Genomic DNA, 19,684 nt, shown 5'->3' on the forward strand with positions numbered 1-19,684 from the left:
AATCTCAATATCATGAGCGGCATGAATCGCTTCATGAACCCGGGTGATCAACGATTCCAGCGAAGTGCCTTTTCTTTCGATGTAGCGATGCGGTTTATTGTCCATCATAAGGTTAAAACCACCGGCTTCAGCCGGTCAGCTTTAGCTGCGAGAATATGCCACACAGGAGGTGTGGCATGGATTATAGACATGGAAGTCATACGGTTTATCAGATTGAATATCATTTTGTATGGGTAACGAAGTATAGATATAAGATTCTGAAGGGAGAAGTAGCAGAACGAGTACGAGAGTTGGTTCGTCAGACGTGTGAAGCATTTGAAATGAGAATTGTACAGGGTGTAGTAAGTAAGGATCATGTGCATATTCTGGTGAGTTGTCCGCCGGAGATGGCTCCGAGTGAGATCATGAGGCGGCTAAAAGGACGAACATCGAGCTATCTGTTTGAAGAATTTCCTCACTTGAAGAAGCGGTACTGGGGAAGGCATTTTTGGGCGCGAGGGTATTTTTGCGTGACAGTAGGTCAGATGACAGAAGAGATGATCAAACAATACTTGGAGCATCATTTTGAGCCAAATCCAAACGACAATTTTACGTTATTATGTAGCAACAACACAAAGCTGCTATTAGCTTGAGCTATTAATATAGCACCTGTATTTTTACTTTCAGGTGCGGAATGTCCGAATCAAATGTTGTTTCAAGTCTTGTCGCGAAACGCGCAGAAATGTCTGGCCTTATCCAACAATATCAGTCTGAAATAGATCGAATCCTAGGTGAAATAAGTCACTTGGATGCCACCATCAAGTTATTTGCGCCGGAATTGGATCTCCGCTCAATTCGCGCCAAGAAACGCAGAGTGCAAAACAAATATTTTAAGCCTGGGGAATGCCCTAGATTGGTTTTGGATATTCTCAGAAAAGCCGGATGCTCAATTACCAGCAGGAGAATAGCTGAAGCCATGCTGCAAGCAAAAGGTCTTGAGACTACCCCAGAAATGATCGATCAGATGCAGAGAAATGCCTTGGGTGTATTGAAGATTTTAGAAAAAAAGGAATTGGTTATTCAAGGATCTCAGGATGGAATAGCACGCACTTGGAAGGTAATTTAAAATAAACTTCTTTTTATTGAATGGAATTTCTTTTATTGACGCGCTAATCGAATCGCGGAATAGTAATAAAAACACGATTCTCAAGCCAACATACTTTTCTGGTGAAACTGATCTGGCATAGTTAAAATAAAAAAATAGTATAATCATGGCTCATGCGGCTAGGGTAGCTCCCGAAACATTACAAACCGCAAGCTGTAATCGCCGCAGATTAATTAGCTTGCATCTCTTGCGGAGATATCTGAATGTCTACTACAAAGATGTTGAAGATCCCATTCAATGGGAATGATTTTTTTGTCGACATTGCTGATGGAAATATGATCAGCTTGAATCTTGTTCACGAAATAGTAGGCTGTCCTGTTAATAAAAATCCTTCTCAATGGCTTCGGCTGCCCTCTACGATAAATGTTATAGAATCAATGAGTAATAATATGGGAAAATCCCATATTATAAAATCCAAACGCGGCAAAGGTGGTGGGACAGTGGCGCATTGGCAACTGGCACTTTCTTACGCTCAATATTTATCACCAGAATTACACGCGGTTGTAAATGACGTATTTAAAGAACGACTAGAAGAATCCATTAGCCCTGAACTTGGAATAACCCGTAGCCAAGAAAGAGCAAGAAAGGTATGGAAGTCACAAGGGAAATCTGACAAATGGATAGCCGAGCGAGAGCAAGGAAAGCACATTCATGACGTTTATGTAAATACACTGGTTAAACATGACGTAAAACTTGGCAAAGAGATTGGGCAATGCACGAATCAGATTTATAAGGGATTATTTCAGAAAGATAAAATTAATATCGAAAAATCGTTAAGAGAAAAAAATCCTTATCTGCCAAAGAAAATCAATATTAGAGATTACGCAAAACTATCATCTCTTGCGGCTATTAGCCTCTCGGAGGCACTATCTAGTGAACGCATTGAATACACCAATGCCACTGGCGTAGTAGAGTGTTCTAAAGTATCACTTGAAAAGGCGACTTCTGTTCGTTTGGCTTTGAACGATTCAAGAAACAAAGACGAATTATCTGATAGAAAAGTAATCGCTGAACGTGATAGAGAGAAAATTAACCAAAATATACAAACTCTAAAAAACATCCTAAAAACATAAAATTTTCCAAAAGACCAATCAGTATAAAAAAGAAAACCTAGAACCCCAATCTTTCTGACAATCTCTTGTTCCCCTGCCAGTATCCGCACCAATCATTATGTGTGCGAGTTCTGGCACATTTCTTTGTAATATCCATGAAAATTTCACCGTTCGGCTGACGGCGCGTATCTTCACGATAAGCCGCTTCATTGGCGTAATTTGCCAGATATTGATTACCGAATTTATGTGTTTGACCATACTGCATACGGCGAAAACGTGAGAAGTAAGACTCAGCCAGATTGTTTGTTATTCCTTTGTCGCTCCGATACTCTTTGGTATGGTTCACGCGCCGCGCATCGAATCTAGCATGTAACATATCGTAAGCATGAGATTCATCGGCACAGATTATTGATCCTTTCTTCACGAATTGATTGGCTAGTTTACTTACGTCCGCTTGATTTTCGGCTCTGATGACGAAAGTCAAAGTTTTGTTTGAACCTTTAATCAAATTTCCATCTATTTCTACTTTTTGCCGCATCACTAATACGCAACGCTTATTGGGTTTTTGATTCTCAATGAGGCGGCGATCAATACGGTCTTTCTTCTTGTTTTTCTGGCGGATTGATCCATTCACATAAGCGCCATCCATATGTATTTCACCTGCAAGCTGAGAATCATCCCGGCATTTAATCAACGATTCACGTATTTTATGCGCCAAAACAAAGGCAGTTTTATATTGCACCCCTAGGTCACGGGATAGTTGCAGCGCAGACAATCCTTTTACAGCGTTGGTATAGATAGCAATAGCGGCCAGATAAACGCGCAGCGGTAACTTGTGGAATGCAAATATTGTACCTGAAGTCACCGAGAACGTGTGGCCACAGTCCTTGCAGCGCCATTGCTGGCGTGTATTAATGAAGTAATGCTTTCCTACTGTTCCGCATACCGGACACGCCACATTGTCGCCAGAACCCCAGCGCACTTCCTTAAATAATTGAAATGCTTGGTCATCAGTCAATTCCATTACTGTGCGCACCGATAAAGTGCGGGCTTTGGCTGATAGTAGAAAGTGTTGAGACATAATTAATTACTCTGTATGTGTCATATATGACACCAATATATCATATACAGAATAATATGCAACACATATATTTCAAATACGAAACATATGTTACTTCTGTGTTATTCTATAATCTTAAAATAAACACGAGGATTGAGATATGGAAACTCAAGATTGGAAAGCTAATGCAAAAAATATACTGAAGTCCGAGTTGGCGCGCAAAGGCGTTGATTACGAGACCCTAGCCACAAAGCTTAAGGAGCTTGGTATCGAAGAGAACTACAACAGCATAAACACCAAGATCAACCGAGGATCATTCACTTTTCAGTTTTTTTTGCAGTGCATGAAAGCTATTGGTGTGAATGAAATCAGGATTAATTAAAAAGCATAGGTTAGTGAATGGAAAAAATAAATTCTTCTGATGATGACATTAAAGGTTGGCTAAGTAGTCTGCCAACAAAAACATCCAGAGTGGCAGTGAAAATTGCATTGACAAGCGTAGTTGGCGTTCCAAGTCTTTTGGCCGTCCTAGCAAATATAACGTCATATCCAATATTTTCCAACAGCAAAGAGGTATTGTTAATAGGAGCATTATTGTTAATATTGTTAACATGTCTTGTGGCATTTTTAGTTGCCCTCATTTCCGTAGTTAAGCACTGCCGGGATCAGGATGAAAGAATAAAATCACTAGAAAAAGATTTGGTGTTCGAGCGATCTATTTCAATGACGGATGAATGCACAAGAATAAATAGCTATCCATAATTAAAAACAACTAATGCTGGAAGCTTTATAGTAATTGATTGGTAGCTATCGTTTTTGCTGCTTTTCCGCTTTGTTTGTACGCAATTTTTGTCGCACTTTATGCAGGTGTACTATATGAAATTTTTGCTACATACAAAAGAACAAACATTTTTAACAGAGCTAACGGAAGATTCTCCAGAAGGCGTGACTATAATTGACGGCGGGGAGAGAAGATTATATTTAGACGACATCAATGCTACTGTTGACATATCATTCAGTATCGAAGTAATAATAGATGTCGCAAAAATTGCACCTTATATTGTTATTGCTTGGGTGGCAAAAAAAGCGTCATCTCGCATTCGCAACTCTTACATCAACATTAAAATTGATGGTAAGGAGTTTTCCATTAATAACCCCAAAACCATAGAATTGGTAAAAGAAAAAATCAATAACAAACAGTAAGATAAATAAGAACATTATATTCTTCCAGGTAATTAGCTGTAGCATTTTCATATTCTTTATAAGACTCCATCTATTACTCCTAATAGACGTTATCTTAACTATAAATATATATTTCTAATGCGACATTTTCCGCTTTGTGCGGCTGCTACATAATGCCGCAATTTTAAAATGGAGCCGGAATAAGACGCGTCGTTTAGTCGACGCGTATCCGGACTTTCAGTCCGTAACTCAAACCCACCGGCTTTAGCCGGTGGTTGTTTAGTCGATAACCTTGTTATTGTTGATTGCAGTGACGTCCCTGCTTGCAAAACGGCTTGCACAGCATCGTGAACGTACCGAGAAGCATATGCTTAAGACATCTCCGGTTATTACAGCTATCGTTATTTTTTGCTGTAGCACGGTGGTTGCGAGTGTATTCTATTTAACCGCGGATTCAACTTCGAAGTGCAACACCTAGCGGTGGCTTGGTATAGCGCACCGTCTTTCCGAAGAACACCTCAAACGGGGTTCTGAATCCAAGCACCTTGCGCGGTCGATGGTTGAGTCTATCCACCGCCCATTGTACTTGTTCCTGGGTCACCTTAATCAATTCCATTCCCTTGGGGAAATACTGCCGCAGCAGACCATTGCTGTTCTCGTTCAAGCCGCGCTCCCATGAATGATAAGGATGAGCGAAGTAGATATCCACATTGAGTTTCGCAGCAATGGTTTCATGCTCCGCAAATTCTTTCCCGTTGTCGAATGTCATGGTGTGGCACTTGCGTTTATGGGGGCGCAGCAATCGCGTTACCGCCGCCGTTACGCCCGATGCATGTTTGCCGGGCACTTGGGCTGCCAGAATGTAGCGCGACTTCCTCTCGGCCAGCGTAACCAATGCGCCTTGATGGTTCTTGCCGATTACGGTGTCGCCCTCCCAGTCGCCTATGCGGTTCTTCTGATCCACGATCCCCGGACGCTCATCAATGCCGATCCGGTTCTTGATCGTGCCCCGGCGCTCTTGACCGCTCGCATAACGCTTCCTGCGGGGCTTCTGGCAACGCAAATGCCGCCACAGGTCGCCACCTCGACGCTTGTCTGCATATATGTGCAAGTAGATCGTCTCGTGACTGATCTGCAACACACTTTCCAAAGCAAGTCGACGGGCCGCTTGCTCCGGACTCATGTCCAGCCGAACCAATCGCTCAACTTCCGTCCAGTCCGACATTGATAAACGCTGGGCGTTGGCGCATTGTTTTCGGCGCTCGTTCCGTAATTCCTGCGCCTGCTTGGGATACCAGTCACGCCGACCCTTGTTCCGCCTGAATTCCCGCGAAATCGTCGACTTGCTCACGCCCACTGCATCCGCTATTCGCGATTGGTTCAAACCCGCCTTCTTCAAGCCGGAAATCTGGTATCGTTGCTCGCTGGTGAGCTGCTTGTAGTGCTTCATCTGTGCTCCTTCTACTTGGTCGTTTAAGAAGCTCCGATACTACCGCAGCTTGCTTCCTAAACTTCCTTACAAAAGTTGCACTTCAATTTTGAATCCACCAACCAATTCAACCGAAAAAACGAACGAAATTGATTTATTGATCCCCACGATCATCGGGTTATCGGAAAGATATGTTTTTCTATTTGGCTTGATTTGGTTGTTACTTACTTGTGTGGCGTTATGCTCGACAATTTATATTCTTTGCAAATTCAATCGGGATGATACGATGCTCCGGGCCGTACATACTGCTTTGATCGGTTACATTGTGTCGGCAAGCTTATTTTTCATTGTAACTATCATAGTTTGGAAAATGATCACTGGGATGCTGCTTGCTTCACCAATACTTTATTATATTGAATATCGTTCTCAGTTTCTTGTCGATTGGTTTAGGGTTGATAGCGATGTCGCGGATTTTGCACGTGAAAAAATTATAGCGCTTTCGGCTGCCAATAGCGGCATTATGTTCAACATTTTCTTTATTGTTCTTGTGGTTGCTATCAGCTTGATAGTTATAAGTTTATTGTCAAGCATTCTGTATGAGCTTTTTCCAAAGCGTAATAAAAGTGAACAACAAAAGAGTACTCGGCTAGGGTTATGGCTGGATGGAGGATTTTCTGCATCAAAACTTGCTATGTGGCTGATGCTGATCAGTTTGTTTCTCCTTCCGATTGGAATACTGTTGCCCACAGAATACGTGAATCTACTAAAAAACTATCTTCCAGGTTTTTTACTTGGCGACGGTCTTGCGGATTCGATTGGAGCTATTCTCGTCGGTTCTATCACCATTTTTACATTATTCCGGAAGAATATTTTCATTGGCGTGCAGAAAGCGCTTGATATCGCACTCGATATTGATAACTGGCTGAAAGAACGTCCTCTAAAAAGCAATCCACGTGGATTGATCCTGTTGCGTTATTTGGCTTTACTGCGAGAATTGCAGCAGCAAAATTATCTGCGTATTGTTTTTGTTGCACACAGCCAAGGGACTGTAATTACCGCCGATTTGCTCCGCTATCTGGATGCGCCATGTAAGAAGCGATGGGAGGAACAAGGGCTTGAAGAATTACAACAAGTTCCCCGCTATCTGCTAACAGTTGGCTCGCCATTGCGGCAGCTTTATAGTCTGCGCTTTCCGGATCTATACGATTGGGTGCAGAACGTGTCTGCGCATGACATTGGAGTCAGCGCGTGGATTAACGGTTACTGTAGCGGTGATTATGTCGGGCGCTACCTGTGGAAATCCGAAAGCGATCCTCAACGGTATGCGCCAAATCTGGGAGATTTTGTTGAGAAACTCCGTGTGGAAGGTGTGCGGCAGCAATCCGAATTTTGTGCCGGTGCAGGCGCGCATACACATTATTTCGATCAGACTTTTTTGCCGATCGGAAAAGTCATTGATACGTTGGTAACCTCGGATTCGGTTCTTTGTTCAGACCGGGAGCTTATCAACACTGGAACGGCTTCCAGTTCGTGCTTGTAAAATCAGCTGTCGAAAGCTCGCATTCCAAGAAATTACCGGTTATGCAGCACAATGCGGTATTTTGCTTTGCCGCTTGCCAGCCTGGCGAGTGCCTCGTTGACCTGATCCATACGGAAACTTTCAACGATGGGGGCTATTTTGTGTTGTTCTGCGAATTGCAGCATGGTGGCGATGGTGGCAGGGCTGCCGACGGGGGAGCCGGAAACGTCGCATTGGTTAGCGATCATCGGGAAAACATTGATATCGAGCGGTTCCAGCGGCACACCGAGAAAATGCAAGCGGCCTTTGGGGCGCAATGTGGCGAGATAAGCGTTCCAGTCGAGTTTTACATTCACGGTTGCCAGGATCAAGTCAAAACGATTGGCAGCAGCAGCCAGTTCTTCCGGATTTTTCGTATTTAGCACCGCATGCGCGCCGAGCGATAAGGCTTCTTGCTGTTTATCTTCGCTGGAAGTGAAAGCGGTGACATGGCAACCCCATGCCTTGGCGAACTGCAAAGCGAGGTGGCCCAAACCACCGATGCCGATGACGGCTACTTTTGCGGTCGGTGGAATGTTATATTGCACCAGCGGATTAAATACCGTGATACCGCCGCAAAACAAGGGTCCCGCCGATTGTGCGTCAAGATTGTCCGGTAGCGCCACCACGCTGGCTGCTTTAGCGCGAACGGCTTCGGAGAATCCGCCATGACGTCCGACGATGGTGGATTCCGATTGCGCGCACAAATTGTGATCGCCGGATAGGCAACTATGGCAGGTCATGCAATAACCGGCATGCCAACCCAAACCCACGCGCTGACCGATTGACAGGTTATGCACATGAGCGCCTTTGGCCGCAATGGTGCCGATGATTTCGTGTCCTGGCACAAAGGGGTATTGCGTGATTCCCCAATCGTTATGCAGCATGCTGAGATCGCTGTGGCAGATACCGCAATGCTCCACGGCGATTTCGACTTCGTGATCATCGAGCGATCCTGGATCGTATTCGAACGGCTGTAGTTTTCCACCTGGTTCAAACGCTGCATACGCTTTAATCATGATTACTCCTGTCGTGCTTACTGATTAGCCTTGAAGAACACCTTACTTGCTCATTATCACTGTTTTTGTGATCGGGTGCATGATATCTTCAAGACGACCACAAGGCATGACATGATTTTATGTAGACTCACTTCAATCAATGCAATCAATCTTTAGGTATTTTCATGGAATACAAAATTTTATTAACGGTTTTCGTCACGGTCTTCATCGCGGAACTTGGCGATAAAACACAGTTGGCTACACTGTTGTTTGCCGCCGATAAGGAAGTCAGTAAGCTGACGGTATTTGCCGGCGCATCACTGGCGCTCATCGCCACGTCGGCGATCGGTGTGCTGGCGGGCGGTTTCATTTCCGAGCATATCAGTACGAAATACCTGCATTATCTCGCCGGTGCCGGGTTTATCGTTATCGGCATCTGGACGTTGCTGAAAGCTTGATGGATTTATTGTCCATCATAAGGTTAAAACCACCGGCTTCAGCCGGTTAGCTTTAGCTGCGAGAATATGCCACACAGGAGGTGTGGCATGGATTATAGATATGGAAGTCATACGGTTTATCAGATTGAATATCATTTTGTATGGGTAACGAAGTATAGATATAAGATTCTGAAGGGAGAAGTAGCAGAACGAGTACGAGAGTTGGTTCGTCAGACGTGTGAAGCATTTGAAATCGGGATTGTACAGGGTGTAGTAAGTAAGGATCATGTGCATATTCTGGTGAGTTGTCCGCCGGAGATGGCTCCGAGTGAGATCATGAGGCGGCTAAAAGGACGAACATCGAGCTATCTGTTTGAAGAATTTCCTCACTTGAAGAAGCGGTACTGGGGAAGGCATTTTTGGGCGCGAGGGTATTTCTGCGTGACAGTAGGTCAGATGACAGAAGAGATGATCAAACAATACTTGGAGCATCATTTTGAGCCAAATCCAAACGACAATTTTAAAATGGAGCCGGAATAAGACGCGTCGTTTAGTCGACGCGTATCCGGACTTTCAGTCCGTACTCAAACCCACCGGCTTTAGCCGGTGGTTGTTTAGTTTTTGAGGAGCGCTACCGGTCACCACCCGTTATTTGGCTTTTTTCAGGCGCAGTGTGATGCAGGCTCCGCCAGCCGGATGATTTTCAATGGCTAGTTCCCCGCCGTAGACCTGGACAATGTCGCGCACGATGGCGAGACCGATGCCATGCCCGGGGGTGGATTGATCGGCGCGCACGCCGCGCTCCAGTATTCTGGCGATTTGATCCGGCTGGATACCGGGGCCGTCGTCGATTACCTGAATGACGACTTGATGATCGTGATAGGCGGCGGAAAGCTGAATGCGTTGCCGGCACCATTTGAATGCATTGTCGACCAGATTGCCGAGTAATTCCATCAAATCGCCTTCGTCAATGCGCAGTCCGATGCTGTCGTCAATCTGAACCGATATTTCAGGTTGTTTATTGCGATAGGCTTTGGCTACGGTATTGACGATTCTGTCGGCCAGCGGACGAAGCGCGATCGTGCCCATGCCGGGAGAGCTGCCGGCCGTGGCGGCGCGGCGGAGTTGATACTGGATAATGTTGTCGATGCGATCGATCTGTTCCTGGATCGCCTTGCGTCGGCTGGTTTCGTCATCATCGCTGTGAATCGCACCCTGGAGTACGGCTAATGGTGTTTTGAGGCTATGTGCCAAATCGGCCAGGCCGTTGCGGTAACGCTTTTGCTGTTTGTGTTCGTGAGCAATTAACGAGTTGATGCTGTCGGTTAACAGCTGTAATTCGCTCGGGTAGGCGCCTTTGACGCTTTCCTGTTGCCCGGATTCGATCGCGGAGAGTTCGGTGGAAACTTTGCGGAGCGGTTGCAGCCCCCAGCGTAACACTAACATTTGCGTGGCGAGCAACAATACCGCCATGACGCCGAGCAGACCCCACAAATCCTCGCGATACTGCTCAATCTGGGCTTCGAATAACGCCGCATCGGTGATCACATAAAAAGTTAGCGGATAGTCGCCGCTGGGTGTCTCCCAGGCAACGCCGTACCGGTAAACGAAATAAGGCGCATCGTTGATCAGGATCTGCGTGAATTCTTTTTTGCCTTTTTCCGCTAACGGCAGGTCCGGAGCCGGTTTGTTCAATGAAGAAGTGGAGCGCCAGATGATATGGTTGCCGGGGCCGATGATAAAGGCATAAGTATCCGAATTGACGTGACCGAGCTCGGCATCGAGCAAGTTGGTAGGAACATCCAATTCTCCCGATTCTTCCACTTCGGCATCGCCCATCAACATCAGCACTTTCGCAAACAACCGGTCTTTGACGCCTAAGCGCGCGCTGTCATAGAAAGCCCGATCCAGCATCCATGCAATCCCCACAATAAAAATCAGTAACACCAATGTGGCGCTGAATAGAATCCGCTGATTGAGCGACATCATCACGATTTATTGCATTCCAGATTAAACCGGTAACCCCGGCCTCGCATGGTTTCAATCGGATTCAAGGTGCCGGCCGGATCCAATTTGCGGCGCAACCGCCCGACCATGACTTCGAGTACGTTACTGTCGCGATCTTCGTCGTGCGGGTAGAGGTAATCGGATAAAGTATGCTTGGAAAGCACTTCGCCATGATGGCGCGCTAATTCTTCCAGCAAGCGGTATTCGAACGATGTCAATTCGATGACATTACCGTTAACTGTCACGATTTGCGAAGTGACGTCGACCGTGATAGGGCCGCATTTCAGCTGTGTTTGCGGAATGCCGGTGGCACGTCTGAGCAAGGCTTTAACCCGGGCTTGCAGTTCTTCCATTTGAAACGGTTTGGTGAGGTAGTCGTCCGCGCCCATTTCCAGACCTTGCACTTTGTCCTGCCAACTGCTGCGCGCCGTCAGGATCAGGATCGGCAGCAAACTGCCGCGTTCCCGCAATGCCTTGATAATTTCCAGACCGGATTTGCCGGGCAGGCCGATATCCACGATGGCGGCATCGATCGGATATTCAGTGGCGAGAAACAGGCCTTCATCGCCATCGCTGCAAGTATCGACCATGTAACCCGCTGTTTCCAGTTGCTGGCGGATCTGATTCTGTAAACGTAATTCATCCTCAATGACCAGGATGCGCATGTTTGTCTCCTGTGATATGCCTTATGCAAACGGTTTACTTTGCTTGGATGGCATGAGATTAGATTTGAACGTTAATGCGAAGATATTACCGTACCGTGTTGCACATCAATTAGCACCACGTGAATCCTACCTTGGCTGCTGAGAATTTTAACGCGGTAAGCATGATCGGTTTGATTAATTGCCAATACGCGGCCCTCGAAGTGCCGTTGTGCGATGGTGATTGCGTTTTGCTCGGTAATACCGGCGGTCGAGTCCCTGTATGCCGGGTGTCCGCTCGCAGTATCGTGTGCACCCGCCGTTGCTTGCACGGCCGCGCTTGCGATGATGATCATGAAGACTGCTATTTTCCACCGCATGTTCATAACCAGCCACTCCAAGGTTAATGGTAGAAATGAAGCCGGCAACTGGCAGAGCATCACTTGTTGCCGGCCTGCGATGTCAGAAGCGTATCATAAAATCCATATGTCCGGAGCCGATGCCCATCATCATTTGCGGAGGAGGGGCGTAAGCCGGCGCCGGGTAGTAATTATATTGGTACTGGGGCTGCGGATAGTACGGCTGGTAATAACGCGGCTGGCTGTAAACATAGCCGTAGCCATCGTGGTGATGGTGGTGATGGCCATGATGATGGTGCCGGTGATGATGCCCATGCCCATGGCGGCCTTTGCCGGCTTCTGCCAGCGATGGTGTTGTTAATGCGAATGCCAATAATACGACGGCTGCCAGTGTGGTCAGTTTGTTTGTCCGGGTGTCCATGATGTTTCTCCTTTTAGTTATTCGTTGCAGAGGAATCTCTGATGGGATCAATTTAAGCTGGCCTGAATGAACGAAAACTGAATGGAATCGGGATCGTACGTGCTATTACGGCACGTATTTTGTCCTCGGGTGAATAGGTATTGATTGATGATGGATTATCGAATCATATCTGCTAATCTTGGAATGCTGCTGGAGCCTCATCAGAGGCGATCCGGTGAAATAAATGGGTATGTCATGTTGTGGCTCCGTCAGGGTATAGATAATAAGATAACGCTTTATTCATTGAATTATTTGAGAGATACGTATCGGTTAACAAAGCCAAGGAAAATTGTATGAGTACAAAAATCGAGCGGTTAAATACGAGCATTACTTGGTTTGTCGGTGCCAGCTTCGATGGAACTGAAGATCAGACGCCGCGCTTCCTTGCCGAGGGAGTTTGGGAAAATGGCTATGAAGATAAATACCTCGATATTGTGAAGTCTATGCGTGTTGGCGATCGCATTGCCATCAAATCATCTTACTTAAGAAAACATGGTCTGCCATTCGATAATCGTGGACAGATAGTTTCGGTTATGGCGATTAAAGCGATTGGAACGATTACGGAAAATTATGATGATGGCCGGCATGTTCGGGTTGAATGGACAAAGTTGGAGCCGATCCGGGAATGGTACTTCTACACTAATAGAAAAACCGTTTGGCGTGTACTGCCGGGTGATTGGATGGCGGATGGGTTGATCGATTTTGCCTTTAACGGCAAAGCGCAAGATATCGAACGATTCCGGAATGATCCATTTTGGCGGGAAAGATTTGGTTCTTCCATTTCCGGTAAACATCGTTTCGGCTGGATAAAGTTTTATGAAGCGGTTGCCGGCAAGCTGTTAATTTACCGCAGCAACAGGTCAGCGCTTGTCGCAGGTCTTGAAGAAATTTCCGGGCGTGTTGAAGGAATTGGTTATTTATTGGACCAATATGCAGATGGAACGACAGGTTTCCTAAAGGATATCTGTCCATTTACCACAATAGGATTATTTAATCGCGGTTTGACGGAAACTAAGCGCATCGCCATTGCAAGGGAGCTGGGCCGGTTTCTCGGTGTTGAAGAGCCTGCGCCGGATACCTTTGATGGTATTCCATTGTTGAATCCTCAGAACTCATGGTTCTTTCCTTTCGAGAAGGATCGTAAACCGGATCAAATCGATGCGCTATGGAATGTTTTTGCGGCAGCAATTAAGTTGGCGGATTCCGATACTGACGAAGCACGGGATGAATTCGTGAAAGCATTCGATCATGCCAATGGCCGGCCGAATGTTGCATGGAATTTGACTTTCGGTTTGTACTGGATAAGACCCTGGACATTCCTGGGTCTTGACAGTGATTCGAGAGCATACGTTACCAAGAAACTCGGTGTGTCACTCGGTCTGCGCGGACCTAAAAAGCGCTGCAATGCTTCAGATTATCTTGCTGCTATGGATGTGCTGGTATCAAGATTTCAAGAAGCTTCTTACCCGGTTCATTCCTACCCCGAGCTTTCGCTGGAAGCATGGCATTACCAAGAACCAGCGAGTGAAGCTACGGCAAGCGATACTCATGATAATGACGAGGCAGCGGATGACGGCTCCGAGGATGTGACTCAAGAGGCTCCCCAATCCGCAATACCCATCGCACCGTACACTATCGAAGATATTTTGCGGGATGGCTGTTTTCTGGAGCGGGAAGAGATCGTTCATTTGCTTGATAGACTGCGCATGAAGAAGAATTTGATCCTCCAAGGACCGCCCGGCACTGGCAAGACGTGGTTAGCAAAACGGCTGGCGTTTGCTTTGATGGGGCAAAAGGACGATAGCAAAGTCCGTGCAGTCCAGTTCCATCCGAATCTATCCTACGAAGATTTTGTGCGAGGCTGGCGGCCAAGTGGCGATGGAAAATTATCACTGGCGGATGGTATTTTTATGGAAGCAATCAAGGCTGTTGCTAAAAACCCATTATCAGAGTGGGTCGTTGTCATTGAAGAAATCAACCGCGGGAATCCAGCGCAGATCTTTGGCGAGCTATTGACGTTGCTGGAAGCAGGTAAGCGTACGCCCAATGAAGCATTAGAATTATGCTATCCCGATGCGGACGGTAAGCGCCGCCCGATCCATATTCCGGAAAATTTGTATGTAATTGGCACCATGAACATCGCGGATCGATCGCTGGCTTTGGTTGATCTGGCGCTGCGGCGCCGTTTTGCTTTTGTGAATCTGGAGCCTCGCTTAGGCAGTGTGTGGCGTGACTGGGTGATCAAAGAATGCGCGATTGATCCTGCGCTGGCGTTAGACATCGAACGCAGGATGACCGAATTGAACAATCGGATCGAAACTGATCCGCAGTTAGGTAAGCAATTCAAGATTGGTCACAGCTATGTGACACCGGTTCAGCGGCTCAAGGCGGAGGGCACTAGAAATTGGTTTGTGCAGATTGTCGAAACCGAAATCGGTCCGCTGCTTGAGGAATATTGGTTTGATGCGCCAGAAAAAGCGCGGGAAGCGCGTATTCGTCTGGTGCAGAATTGGTGACGATGCAACCGGTAATGCTTAAGGGAAATCCGGTTGCAGGAGATAATTCAGCCGCTGAGGGCCGCATCGGGCGTATTCCAGTCCGTAATCTCTGGCTATTGATGCTCTATGCCTCGGATCTGTTTCGTACTTCCGCGATTGGGAAAGTGGGATTGGAGGATAATCCCGATGAATTACCCGATCTTATTGCGGAAATTCTCGCACATGCGGTGGAAAAACGATTGCGCGGCCATCTTAGCAGCGGCTATCGCCCTCGTTATGCCGTGCTTAACCGGGTACGCGGGCGAATTGATTCGCTGACAACCGAGCGGAACCAATTATTGGCGAGAGGCTTGGTGGCATGCCGTTTTGATGAACTGTCAATCAATACGCCCCGTAATCGCTTCGTCAGAGCAGCTTTGGAGTCGGTATCAAAGATTGTGCAAAAGGATCTCGCGCACCGCTGCCGGGTATTGGCGGATAGGATGAAGAATATGGGGGTGTGCAGCTTCGTGCCAACGCGTGCGGAAATGAGTGCTGACCGGTTTGGCAGGCACGATGGCGATGATCGATTCATGGTAGCCGCGGCAAAGCTTGCTTTCGATATGGCGCTACCGCTAGAAACGGCAGGGGCAAGTATGCTGCTATTGCCTTCGCGCGAAGAGAGATGGGTACGTCAACTCTTTGAGAGCGCTATTGGCGGTTTTTACACCATAGCGCTCAGTCAGCAGGGATGGCGCGTGCAGTGCGGAAGGAAACTGGAATGGGGCATCGAACGGAAGACCGCAGGAATCGATAAGATTCTGCCTGACATGCGAACGGACGTGATACTTGAACATGCCCCCACAGGGCGAAGAATTGTCATTGATACGAAATTTACAACCATTGTAACGAGTGGCTGGTATCGTGAAGAGACGATACGGAGCGGTTATCTCTACCAGATTTACGCTTATCTTCAGTCTCAGGCGCAACGAGGGGATCCGCTTGCGGACTCGGCCAGCGGGTTGCTATTGCATCCATCGGTTGGCGTTACGGTTGATGAAACCGCCGTCATTCAGGGTCATAGTATTCGATTTGCGACGGTCGATCTTGCAGCAACATCGGTAGAGATCCGTTCACAGCTGTTACATCGATGTCTGGGTCCTTGGTTTAATGAATTATCCTAGGAATTTCGTGACTGAGTTTACAAAAAGCGCAAAAGGCTTTGCGGATACCGCCATTTCAGCGTGCGGTACGCGCGGCAGACGGGGTAGAGGATGACGAGCGTGAGCAACGTGATTACGTAGGTTTGCTCCAAGCTGCCGCGTTCAAAGAAAATTTCCATTATTCTCAATATCACAAAATGTGCGAGGTAGAAAAATAATGCGGTCTGGCCAAATATCAGCACCGGATTGTTGCGGTTGATGGTTTTATTGAACGACTCCAGCCGCATCAGCAGCGACAGCACGATCGCCATCAAGCCCAATTCGAGCAGCGTGTAAGCCAGACTGGGCGGGTATTTGCTGACGTGCAGCCAGTGCACCAGAGTGTTGCCTTCCAGGTGCATGAACAGGTTGCCATAACCATCGAGACCGCGGACGATGACGAACAGCGTCAGCGCCAGCCAACCGCACGTTAACAATAACCGGTGAGGGGCTGTAGCGCCGGAAGGTCTGGTTAAAAGCCATTGGCCGAAGACCCAGCCGAGCATCATCATACCGAGCCACGGTAAGGCGGGATAGAGTACGGTGTAGGTTGCGCCGAAATCCGGCGCGAATGTGAGCGCGAGCCAAAGCGGCACGTCGCCGCCCGGTTGCCACAGCAGCATCAGCAGGGATTCGCCGCCTGCGATAATCAGGATTGCCAGCCAGAAAACGGCCTCGGTGCCGAGGCGTTGCAGATAGACCATCAACATCATGCTGATGCCGATGGCGTACAGCACTTGCAGCACCGGTTTGCCGCCGACCAGCGAGAACAGCACGATGTCGAGCAATGCGATAAACGCGCCGCGCATCAATAACTCACGGTCGATGACGGCACCGCTCATGCCTTGCCGGCGGCGCTGGAAATTGCTAACGGCGATCGATGCGCCGGCAAGAAAAATAAACGTGGGTGCGCAGATATGGGTGATCCAACGCGTGAAAAATTGATCCGCGGCGAAGTGAACGCCCGGTTCATACAGCAACACGGAATCGGCGAAAATGCGTTGTTCGTTGAAAAACCACGAAGCGTGGTCAAGCGCCATCAGCATCATCACGATGCCGCGCAACCAATCGATGGCGGTGATGCGGTGTGTGTTGTTATCGAATGACATGGCGATCCGATGCGATAAGCGCTACAGTAAAACCAGATTATTCCTGTGAATGAGTTCCGGTTCATCCACATAGCCCAGAATTGTTTCGATTTCACTGCTGGGTTGTTTTAGGATTTTTTGCGTTTCGACTGCGCTGTAGTTGATCAGTCCACGTGCGATTTCTCGCCCGTCCGGATCAAGACAGGCAACCGTTTCGCCGCGCTCAAATTCGCCGTTGACACCGGTTACGCCAATCGGCAACAGGCTTTTGCCGTCAGCGGTCAAGGCTTTGACCGCGCCGTGATCGAGTGTGACATAGCCGCGCACTTGCAGATAATCGGCGAGCCATTGCTTGCGTGCCGCCAGCACCGGCAATTTGGCGACGAAACGGGTGCCGATCGCTTCGTCCCGGCTCAAGCGCACCAGCACGTCGGCTTCATGTCCGGAAGCGACGATGGTATCCGCGCCGCTGCGCGCCGCGCGTTTGGCGGCGATCACTTTGGTTTGCATGCCGCCGCGGCTAATGCCGCTGCCGACGCCGCCGGCCATTTTTTCCAGCGCCGGATCGCCGGCGTGTACTTCGCTCAATAGTTTCGCTGTGGGGTCCTTGCGCGGATCGCTGGTATACAAACCGGCCTGATCGGTCAGGATTACCAATGCATCGGCTTCGACCAGGTTGGTGACCAGCGCCGCCAGCGTGTCATTGTCGCCGAAACGGATTTCGTCGGTGGCGACGGTGTCGTTCTCGTTGATGATCGGGATGATGTTCAGTTTGAGCAGCGTCGTCAGTGTCGAACGTGCGTTTAAGTAGCGCTTGCGGTTCGACAGATCTTCGTGCGTCAAAAGCACTTGCGCGGTTTGCAGACCGTGTCGCGAGAAGCTGGATGCATAAGCCTGCGCCAGTCCCATTTGACCGACCGCTGCCGCTGCTTGAAGCTCGTATAATGCAGTTGGCCGGGTGTCCCAGTTCAATCGTTGCATGCCTTCGGCAATCGCACCGGAAGAAACCAGGATGATATCCTTGCCAGCTTGTTTGAGCGCGGCGATTTGCGCGGCCCAGCCTGCCAGGGCGTGATGGTCGAGTCCCTTGCCTTGGTTGGTGACCAGGCTGCTGCCTACTTTGATGATGACGCGGCGTGCTTGTTTCAGCATGAGTTCAATAATTCATTGTCAGAATCAGAATTTCCGGGGTTTTTCGGCTCGGGTTCCGGTTCCGGCAACAGATGATGCTCGAGATAGTCCATGATGGTGTACGTGAGCAATTGACAGCCTTCTCCGGTTAGCGCCGAAATGATGAAGTATTTATCCTGCCAGTCCAGTTTCTGGAGAAATTCCTGGCAGAGCTGGTCGCGCCGTTCAGCCGGAATCATGTCGGTCTTGTTGAGCACCAGCCAACGCGGTTTCTGATACAGGGACTGATCGTATTTTCTCAATTCTTCAACTAGTGCACGGGCTTCATGCACCAAATCCGTTTCTTCGTTAAGCGGCGACATATCGACAACATGCAGTAATAGCCGGGTACGGGTTAAATGCTTGAGGAAGCGATGTCCGAGTCCGACACCTTCGGCGGCGCCTTCGATCAATCCTGGAATATCGGCCATGACAAAGCTGCGGTTATAATCGACGCGCACCACGCCAAGATTCGGTTGCAGCGTGGTGAACGGATAATCCGCGACTTTGGGGCGAGCGGCGGATACGGCGCGGATCAAGGTGGATTTGCCGGCATTCGGCATGCCCAATAATCCCACATCGGCAAGCACCTTCAGTTCTAGTTTTAACTCGAGTTCCTGTCCCGGTTCACCATAAGTGAACTGGCGGGGCGCGCGGTTGGTGCTGGATTTGAAGTGCAAGTTGCCAAGACCGCCGTTACCGCCTTTGGCCAGCAGTACTTTCTGCTGGTCATGTACCAAGTCGGCGACGATCTCTCCGGTAATGCCATCTTTGATCAAAGTGCCGACCGGCATGCGCAACACGATATCGTCCGCGCTTTTGCCGTAACGGTCGGAGCCTTGGCCATTTTGGCCGTTTTTAGCGCGGTGCATCCGAGCATAGCGATAGTCGATCAACGTATTGATGTTGCGGTCCGCAATGGCATATATGCTGCCACCGCGCCCGCCATCACCGCCGTTAGGCCCGCCTCTGGGGATGTATTTTTCCCGACGGAAACTTGCGACACCATCGCCGCCTTTGCCGGCAAACACCTGGATGATCGCTTCATCAATAAACTTCATAAATCAATACAACAACTTTGGCTATTTGGGCACAGCGTAAACAAAAAAGCCCCATCGTTGGTGGAAGGGGCTTTTTTCAGGAAAAGGGTAATTAGGTTGTTACACTGGAATAACACTGACAATTTTACGATTAAACGGACCTTTAATACTAAAATTGACTTTCCCTGTTATCTTGGCGAATAGCGTATGGTCTTTTCCCATGCCGACATTCTCTCCGGGGTGAACTGTTGTGCCCCGTTGGCGAATAATAATCGAGCCTGCCGGGATCAGTTCGCCGCCATAGCTTTTAACTCCAAGACGTTTTGAGTGTGAATCACGACCGTTCCTGGAACTTCCACCTGCTTTCTTATGTGCCATCT

General features: G+C 48.3%; 22 protein-coding genes. 11 read left to right on the forward strand and 11 right to left on the reverse strand.

The genetic code is table 11. The annotated features are described in order from the left end of the window. The first annotated feature begins 176 nt into the window (after positions 1-176). The 3 genes from tnpA (RBH92_RS05590) (at position 177) to RBH92_RS05600 (ending at position 2,217) form a co-directional block, all read left to right on the forward strand. A complete protein-coding gene (tnpA, locus tag RBH92_RS05590) occupies positions 177-632 on the forward strand; it encodes an IS200/IS605 family transposase (protein ID WP_307933637.1) in 456 nt (151 codons plus the stop codon). A 41-nt stretch (positions 633-673) separates the two neighbouring features. Further along, positions 674-1,105 (forward strand): hypothetical protein, encoded by a 432-nt coding sequence (locus tag RBH92_RS05595; protein ID WP_307933638.1) that lies wholly within the window; start codon positions 674-676, stop codon positions 1,103-1,105. A gap of 242 nt (positions 1,106-1,347) precedes the next feature. Continuing rightward, positions 1,348-2,217, forward strand: a complete 870-nt coding sequence (locus tag RBH92_RS05600) for a KilA-N domain-containing protein (protein WP_307933639.1) — start codon at positions 1,348-1,350, stop codon at positions 2,215-2,217. Positions 2,218-2,254: 37 nt separating this feature from the next. Here the strand turns inward: RBH92_RS05600 and RBH92_RS05605 are convergent, their stop codons facing one another. Then, the gene (locus RBH92_RS05605; RefSeq protein ID WP_307933640.1) at positions 2,255-3,220 is read right to left on the reverse strand and encodes an IS1595 family transposase; all 966 of its coding nucleotides are present in this window, start codon (positions 3,218-3,220) and stop codon (positions 2,255-2,257) included. 196 nt (positions 3,221-3,416) lie between these two features. Between RBH92_RS05605 and RBH92_RS05610 the strand changes: the two genes are divergently transcribed. From RBH92_RS05610 to RBH92_RS05620, 3 genes are all read left to right on the forward strand, one after another. Further along, positions 3,417-3,638 (forward strand): DUF6471 domain-containing protein, encoded by a 222-nt coding sequence (locus RBH92_RS05610; RefSeq protein WP_307933641.1) that lies wholly within the window; start codon positions 3,417-3,419, stop codon positions 3,636-3,638. 17 nt (positions 3,639-3,655) lie between these two features. Continuing rightward, positions 3,656-4,018 (forward strand): hypothetical protein, encoded by a 363-nt coding sequence (locus RBH92_RS05615; protein WP_307933642.1) that lies wholly within the window; start codon positions 3,656-3,658, stop codon positions 4,016-4,018. Between the two features lie 114 nt (positions 4,019-4,132). After that, positions 4,133-4,459 (forward strand): hypothetical protein, encoded by a 327-nt coding sequence (locus RBH92_RS05620; RefSeq protein ID WP_307933643.1) that lies wholly within the window; start codon positions 4,133-4,135, stop codon positions 4,457-4,459. 433 nt (positions 4,460-4,892) lie between these two features. Here RBH92_RS05620 and RBH92_RS05625 read toward each other — a convergent pair whose 3' ends face one another. Beyond that, positions 4,893-5,888: an IS30 family transposase gene (locus RBH92_RS05625; protein WP_307931565.1), complete on the reverse strand. Its 996-nt coding sequence runs from the start codon at positions 5,886-5,888 to the stop codon at positions 4,893-4,895. A gap of 187 nt (positions 5,889-6,075) precedes the next feature. Here RBH92_RS05625 and RBH92_RS05630 point away from each other — a divergent pair, with 187 nt between their 5' ends. Then, entirely contained in the window at positions 6,076-7,407 is a 1,332-nt protein-coding gene (locus tag RBH92_RS05630; RefSeq protein ID WP_307933644.1) for a hypothetical protein, read from the forward strand. 32 nt (positions 7,408-7,439) lie between these two features. Here RBH92_RS05630 and ahr read toward each other — a convergent pair whose 3' ends face one another. Next, positions 7,440-8,444 (reverse strand): NADPH-dependent aldehyde reductase Ahr, encoded by a 1,005-nt coding sequence (gene ahr / locus RBH92_RS05635; RefSeq protein ID WP_307933645.1) that lies wholly within the window; start codon positions 8,442-8,444, stop codon positions 7,440-7,442. A 164-nt stretch (positions 8,445-8,608) separates the two neighbouring features. On the opposite strand from ahr, the gene RBH92_RS05640 reads away from it, so the two are divergent. Further along, positions 8,609-8,881 carry a TMEM165/GDT1 family protein gene (locus RBH92_RS05640; RefSeq protein WP_292923706.1) on the forward strand — a complete coding sequence of 91 codons (273 nt, stop codon included), beginning with the start codon at positions 8,609-8,611 and terminating at the stop codon, positions 8,879-8,881. 87 nt (positions 8,882-8,968) lie between these two features. Beyond that, positions 8,969-9,400 carry an IS200/IS605 family transposase gene (gene tnpA / locus RBH92_RS05645; protein WP_307931469.1) on the forward strand — a complete coding sequence of 144 codons (432 nt, stop codon included), beginning with the start codon at positions 8,969-8,971 and terminating at the stop codon, positions 9,398-9,400. Positions 9,401-9,508: 108 nt separating this feature from the next. Here the strand turns inward: tnpA (RBH92_RS05645) and RBH92_RS05650 are convergent, their stop codons facing one another. The 4 genes from RBH92_RS05650 to RBH92_RS05665 all read right to left on the reverse strand — a co-directional run bounded on the left by RBH92_RS05650 (position 9,509) and on the right by RBH92_RS05665 (position 12,288). Then, positions 9,509-10,849, reverse strand: coding sequence for an ATP-binding protein (locus RBH92_RS05650; RefSeq protein WP_307933931.1), 1,341 nt, complete (start codon positions 10,847-10,849; stop codon positions 9,509-9,511). Beyond that, positions 10,849-11,532, reverse strand: coding sequence for a response regulator transcription factor (locus RBH92_RS05655; RefSeq protein WP_307933646.1), 684 nt, complete (start codon positions 11,530-11,532; stop codon positions 10,849-10,851). Before RBH92_RS05655 ends, RBH92_RS05650 begins: the two co-directional genes overlap by 1 nt. A gap of 71 nt (positions 11,533-11,603) precedes the next feature. Beyond that, positions 11,604-11,888 carry a PepSY domain-containing protein gene (locus RBH92_RS05660; protein WP_307933647.1) on the reverse strand — a complete coding sequence of 95 codons (285 nt, stop codon included), beginning with the start codon at positions 11,886-11,888 and terminating at the stop codon, positions 11,604-11,606. An 82-nt stretch (positions 11,889-11,970) separates the two neighbouring features. Further along, positions 11,971-12,288 (reverse strand): hypothetical protein, encoded by a 318-nt coding sequence (locus tag RBH92_RS05665; RefSeq protein ID WP_307933648.1) that lies wholly within the window; start codon positions 12,286-12,288, stop codon positions 11,971-11,973. 332 nt (positions 12,289-12,620) lie between these two features. Between RBH92_RS05665 and RBH92_RS05670 the strand changes: the two genes are divergently transcribed. Next, positions 12,621-14,843, forward strand: coding sequence for an McrB family protein (locus RBH92_RS05670; RefSeq protein ID WP_307933649.1), 2,223 nt, complete (start codon positions 12,621-12,623; stop codon positions 14,841-14,843). 2 nt (positions 14,844-14,845) lie between these two features. Continuing rightward, positions 14,846-15,988: a 5-methylcytosine-specific restriction endonuclease system specificity protein McrC gene (gene mcrC, locus RBH92_RS05675; RefSeq protein ID WP_307933650.1), complete on the forward strand. Its 1,143-nt coding sequence runs from the start codon at positions 14,846-14,848 to the stop codon at positions 15,986-15,988. Positions 15,989-16,005: 17 nt separating this feature from the next. On the opposite strand, the gene RBH92_RS05680 is transcribed toward mcrC, so the two are convergent. The 4 genes from RBH92_RS05680 to rpmA form a co-directional block, all read right to left on the reverse strand. After that, positions 16,006-17,115, reverse strand: coding sequence for an acetyltransferase domain-containing protein (locus RBH92_RS05680; RefSeq protein WP_307933651.1), 1,110 nt, complete (start codon positions 17,113-17,115; stop codon positions 16,006-16,008). A gap of 21 nt (positions 17,116-17,136) precedes the next feature. Next, on the reverse strand, positions 17,137-18,246 hold the full coding sequence (gene proB / locus RBH92_RS05685) for a glutamate 5-kinase (protein ID WP_307933652.1): 1,110 nt from the start codon (positions 18,244-18,246) through the stop codon (positions 17,137-17,139). Continuing rightward, on the reverse strand, positions 18,240-19,325 hold the full coding sequence (cgtA, locus tag RBH92_RS05690; protein ID WP_307933653.1) for an Obg family GTPase CgtA: 1,086 nt from the start codon (positions 19,323-19,325) through the stop codon (positions 18,240-18,242). Before cgtA ends, proB begins: the two co-directional genes overlap by 7 nt. 99 nt (positions 19,326-19,424) lie before the next feature. Beyond that, entirely contained in the window at positions 19,425-19,682 is a 258-nt protein-coding gene (rpmA, locus tag RBH92_RS05695) for a 50S ribosomal protein L27 (protein WP_307933654.1), read from the reverse strand. Positions 19,683-19,684: the final 2 nt, after the last annotated feature.

The sequence above is a fragment of the Nitrosomonas sp. sh817 genome, assembly GCF_030908545.1.
Taxonomy (GTDB): domain Bacteria; phylum Pseudomonadota; class Gammaproteobacteria; order Burkholderiales; family Nitrosomonadaceae; genus Nitrosomonas.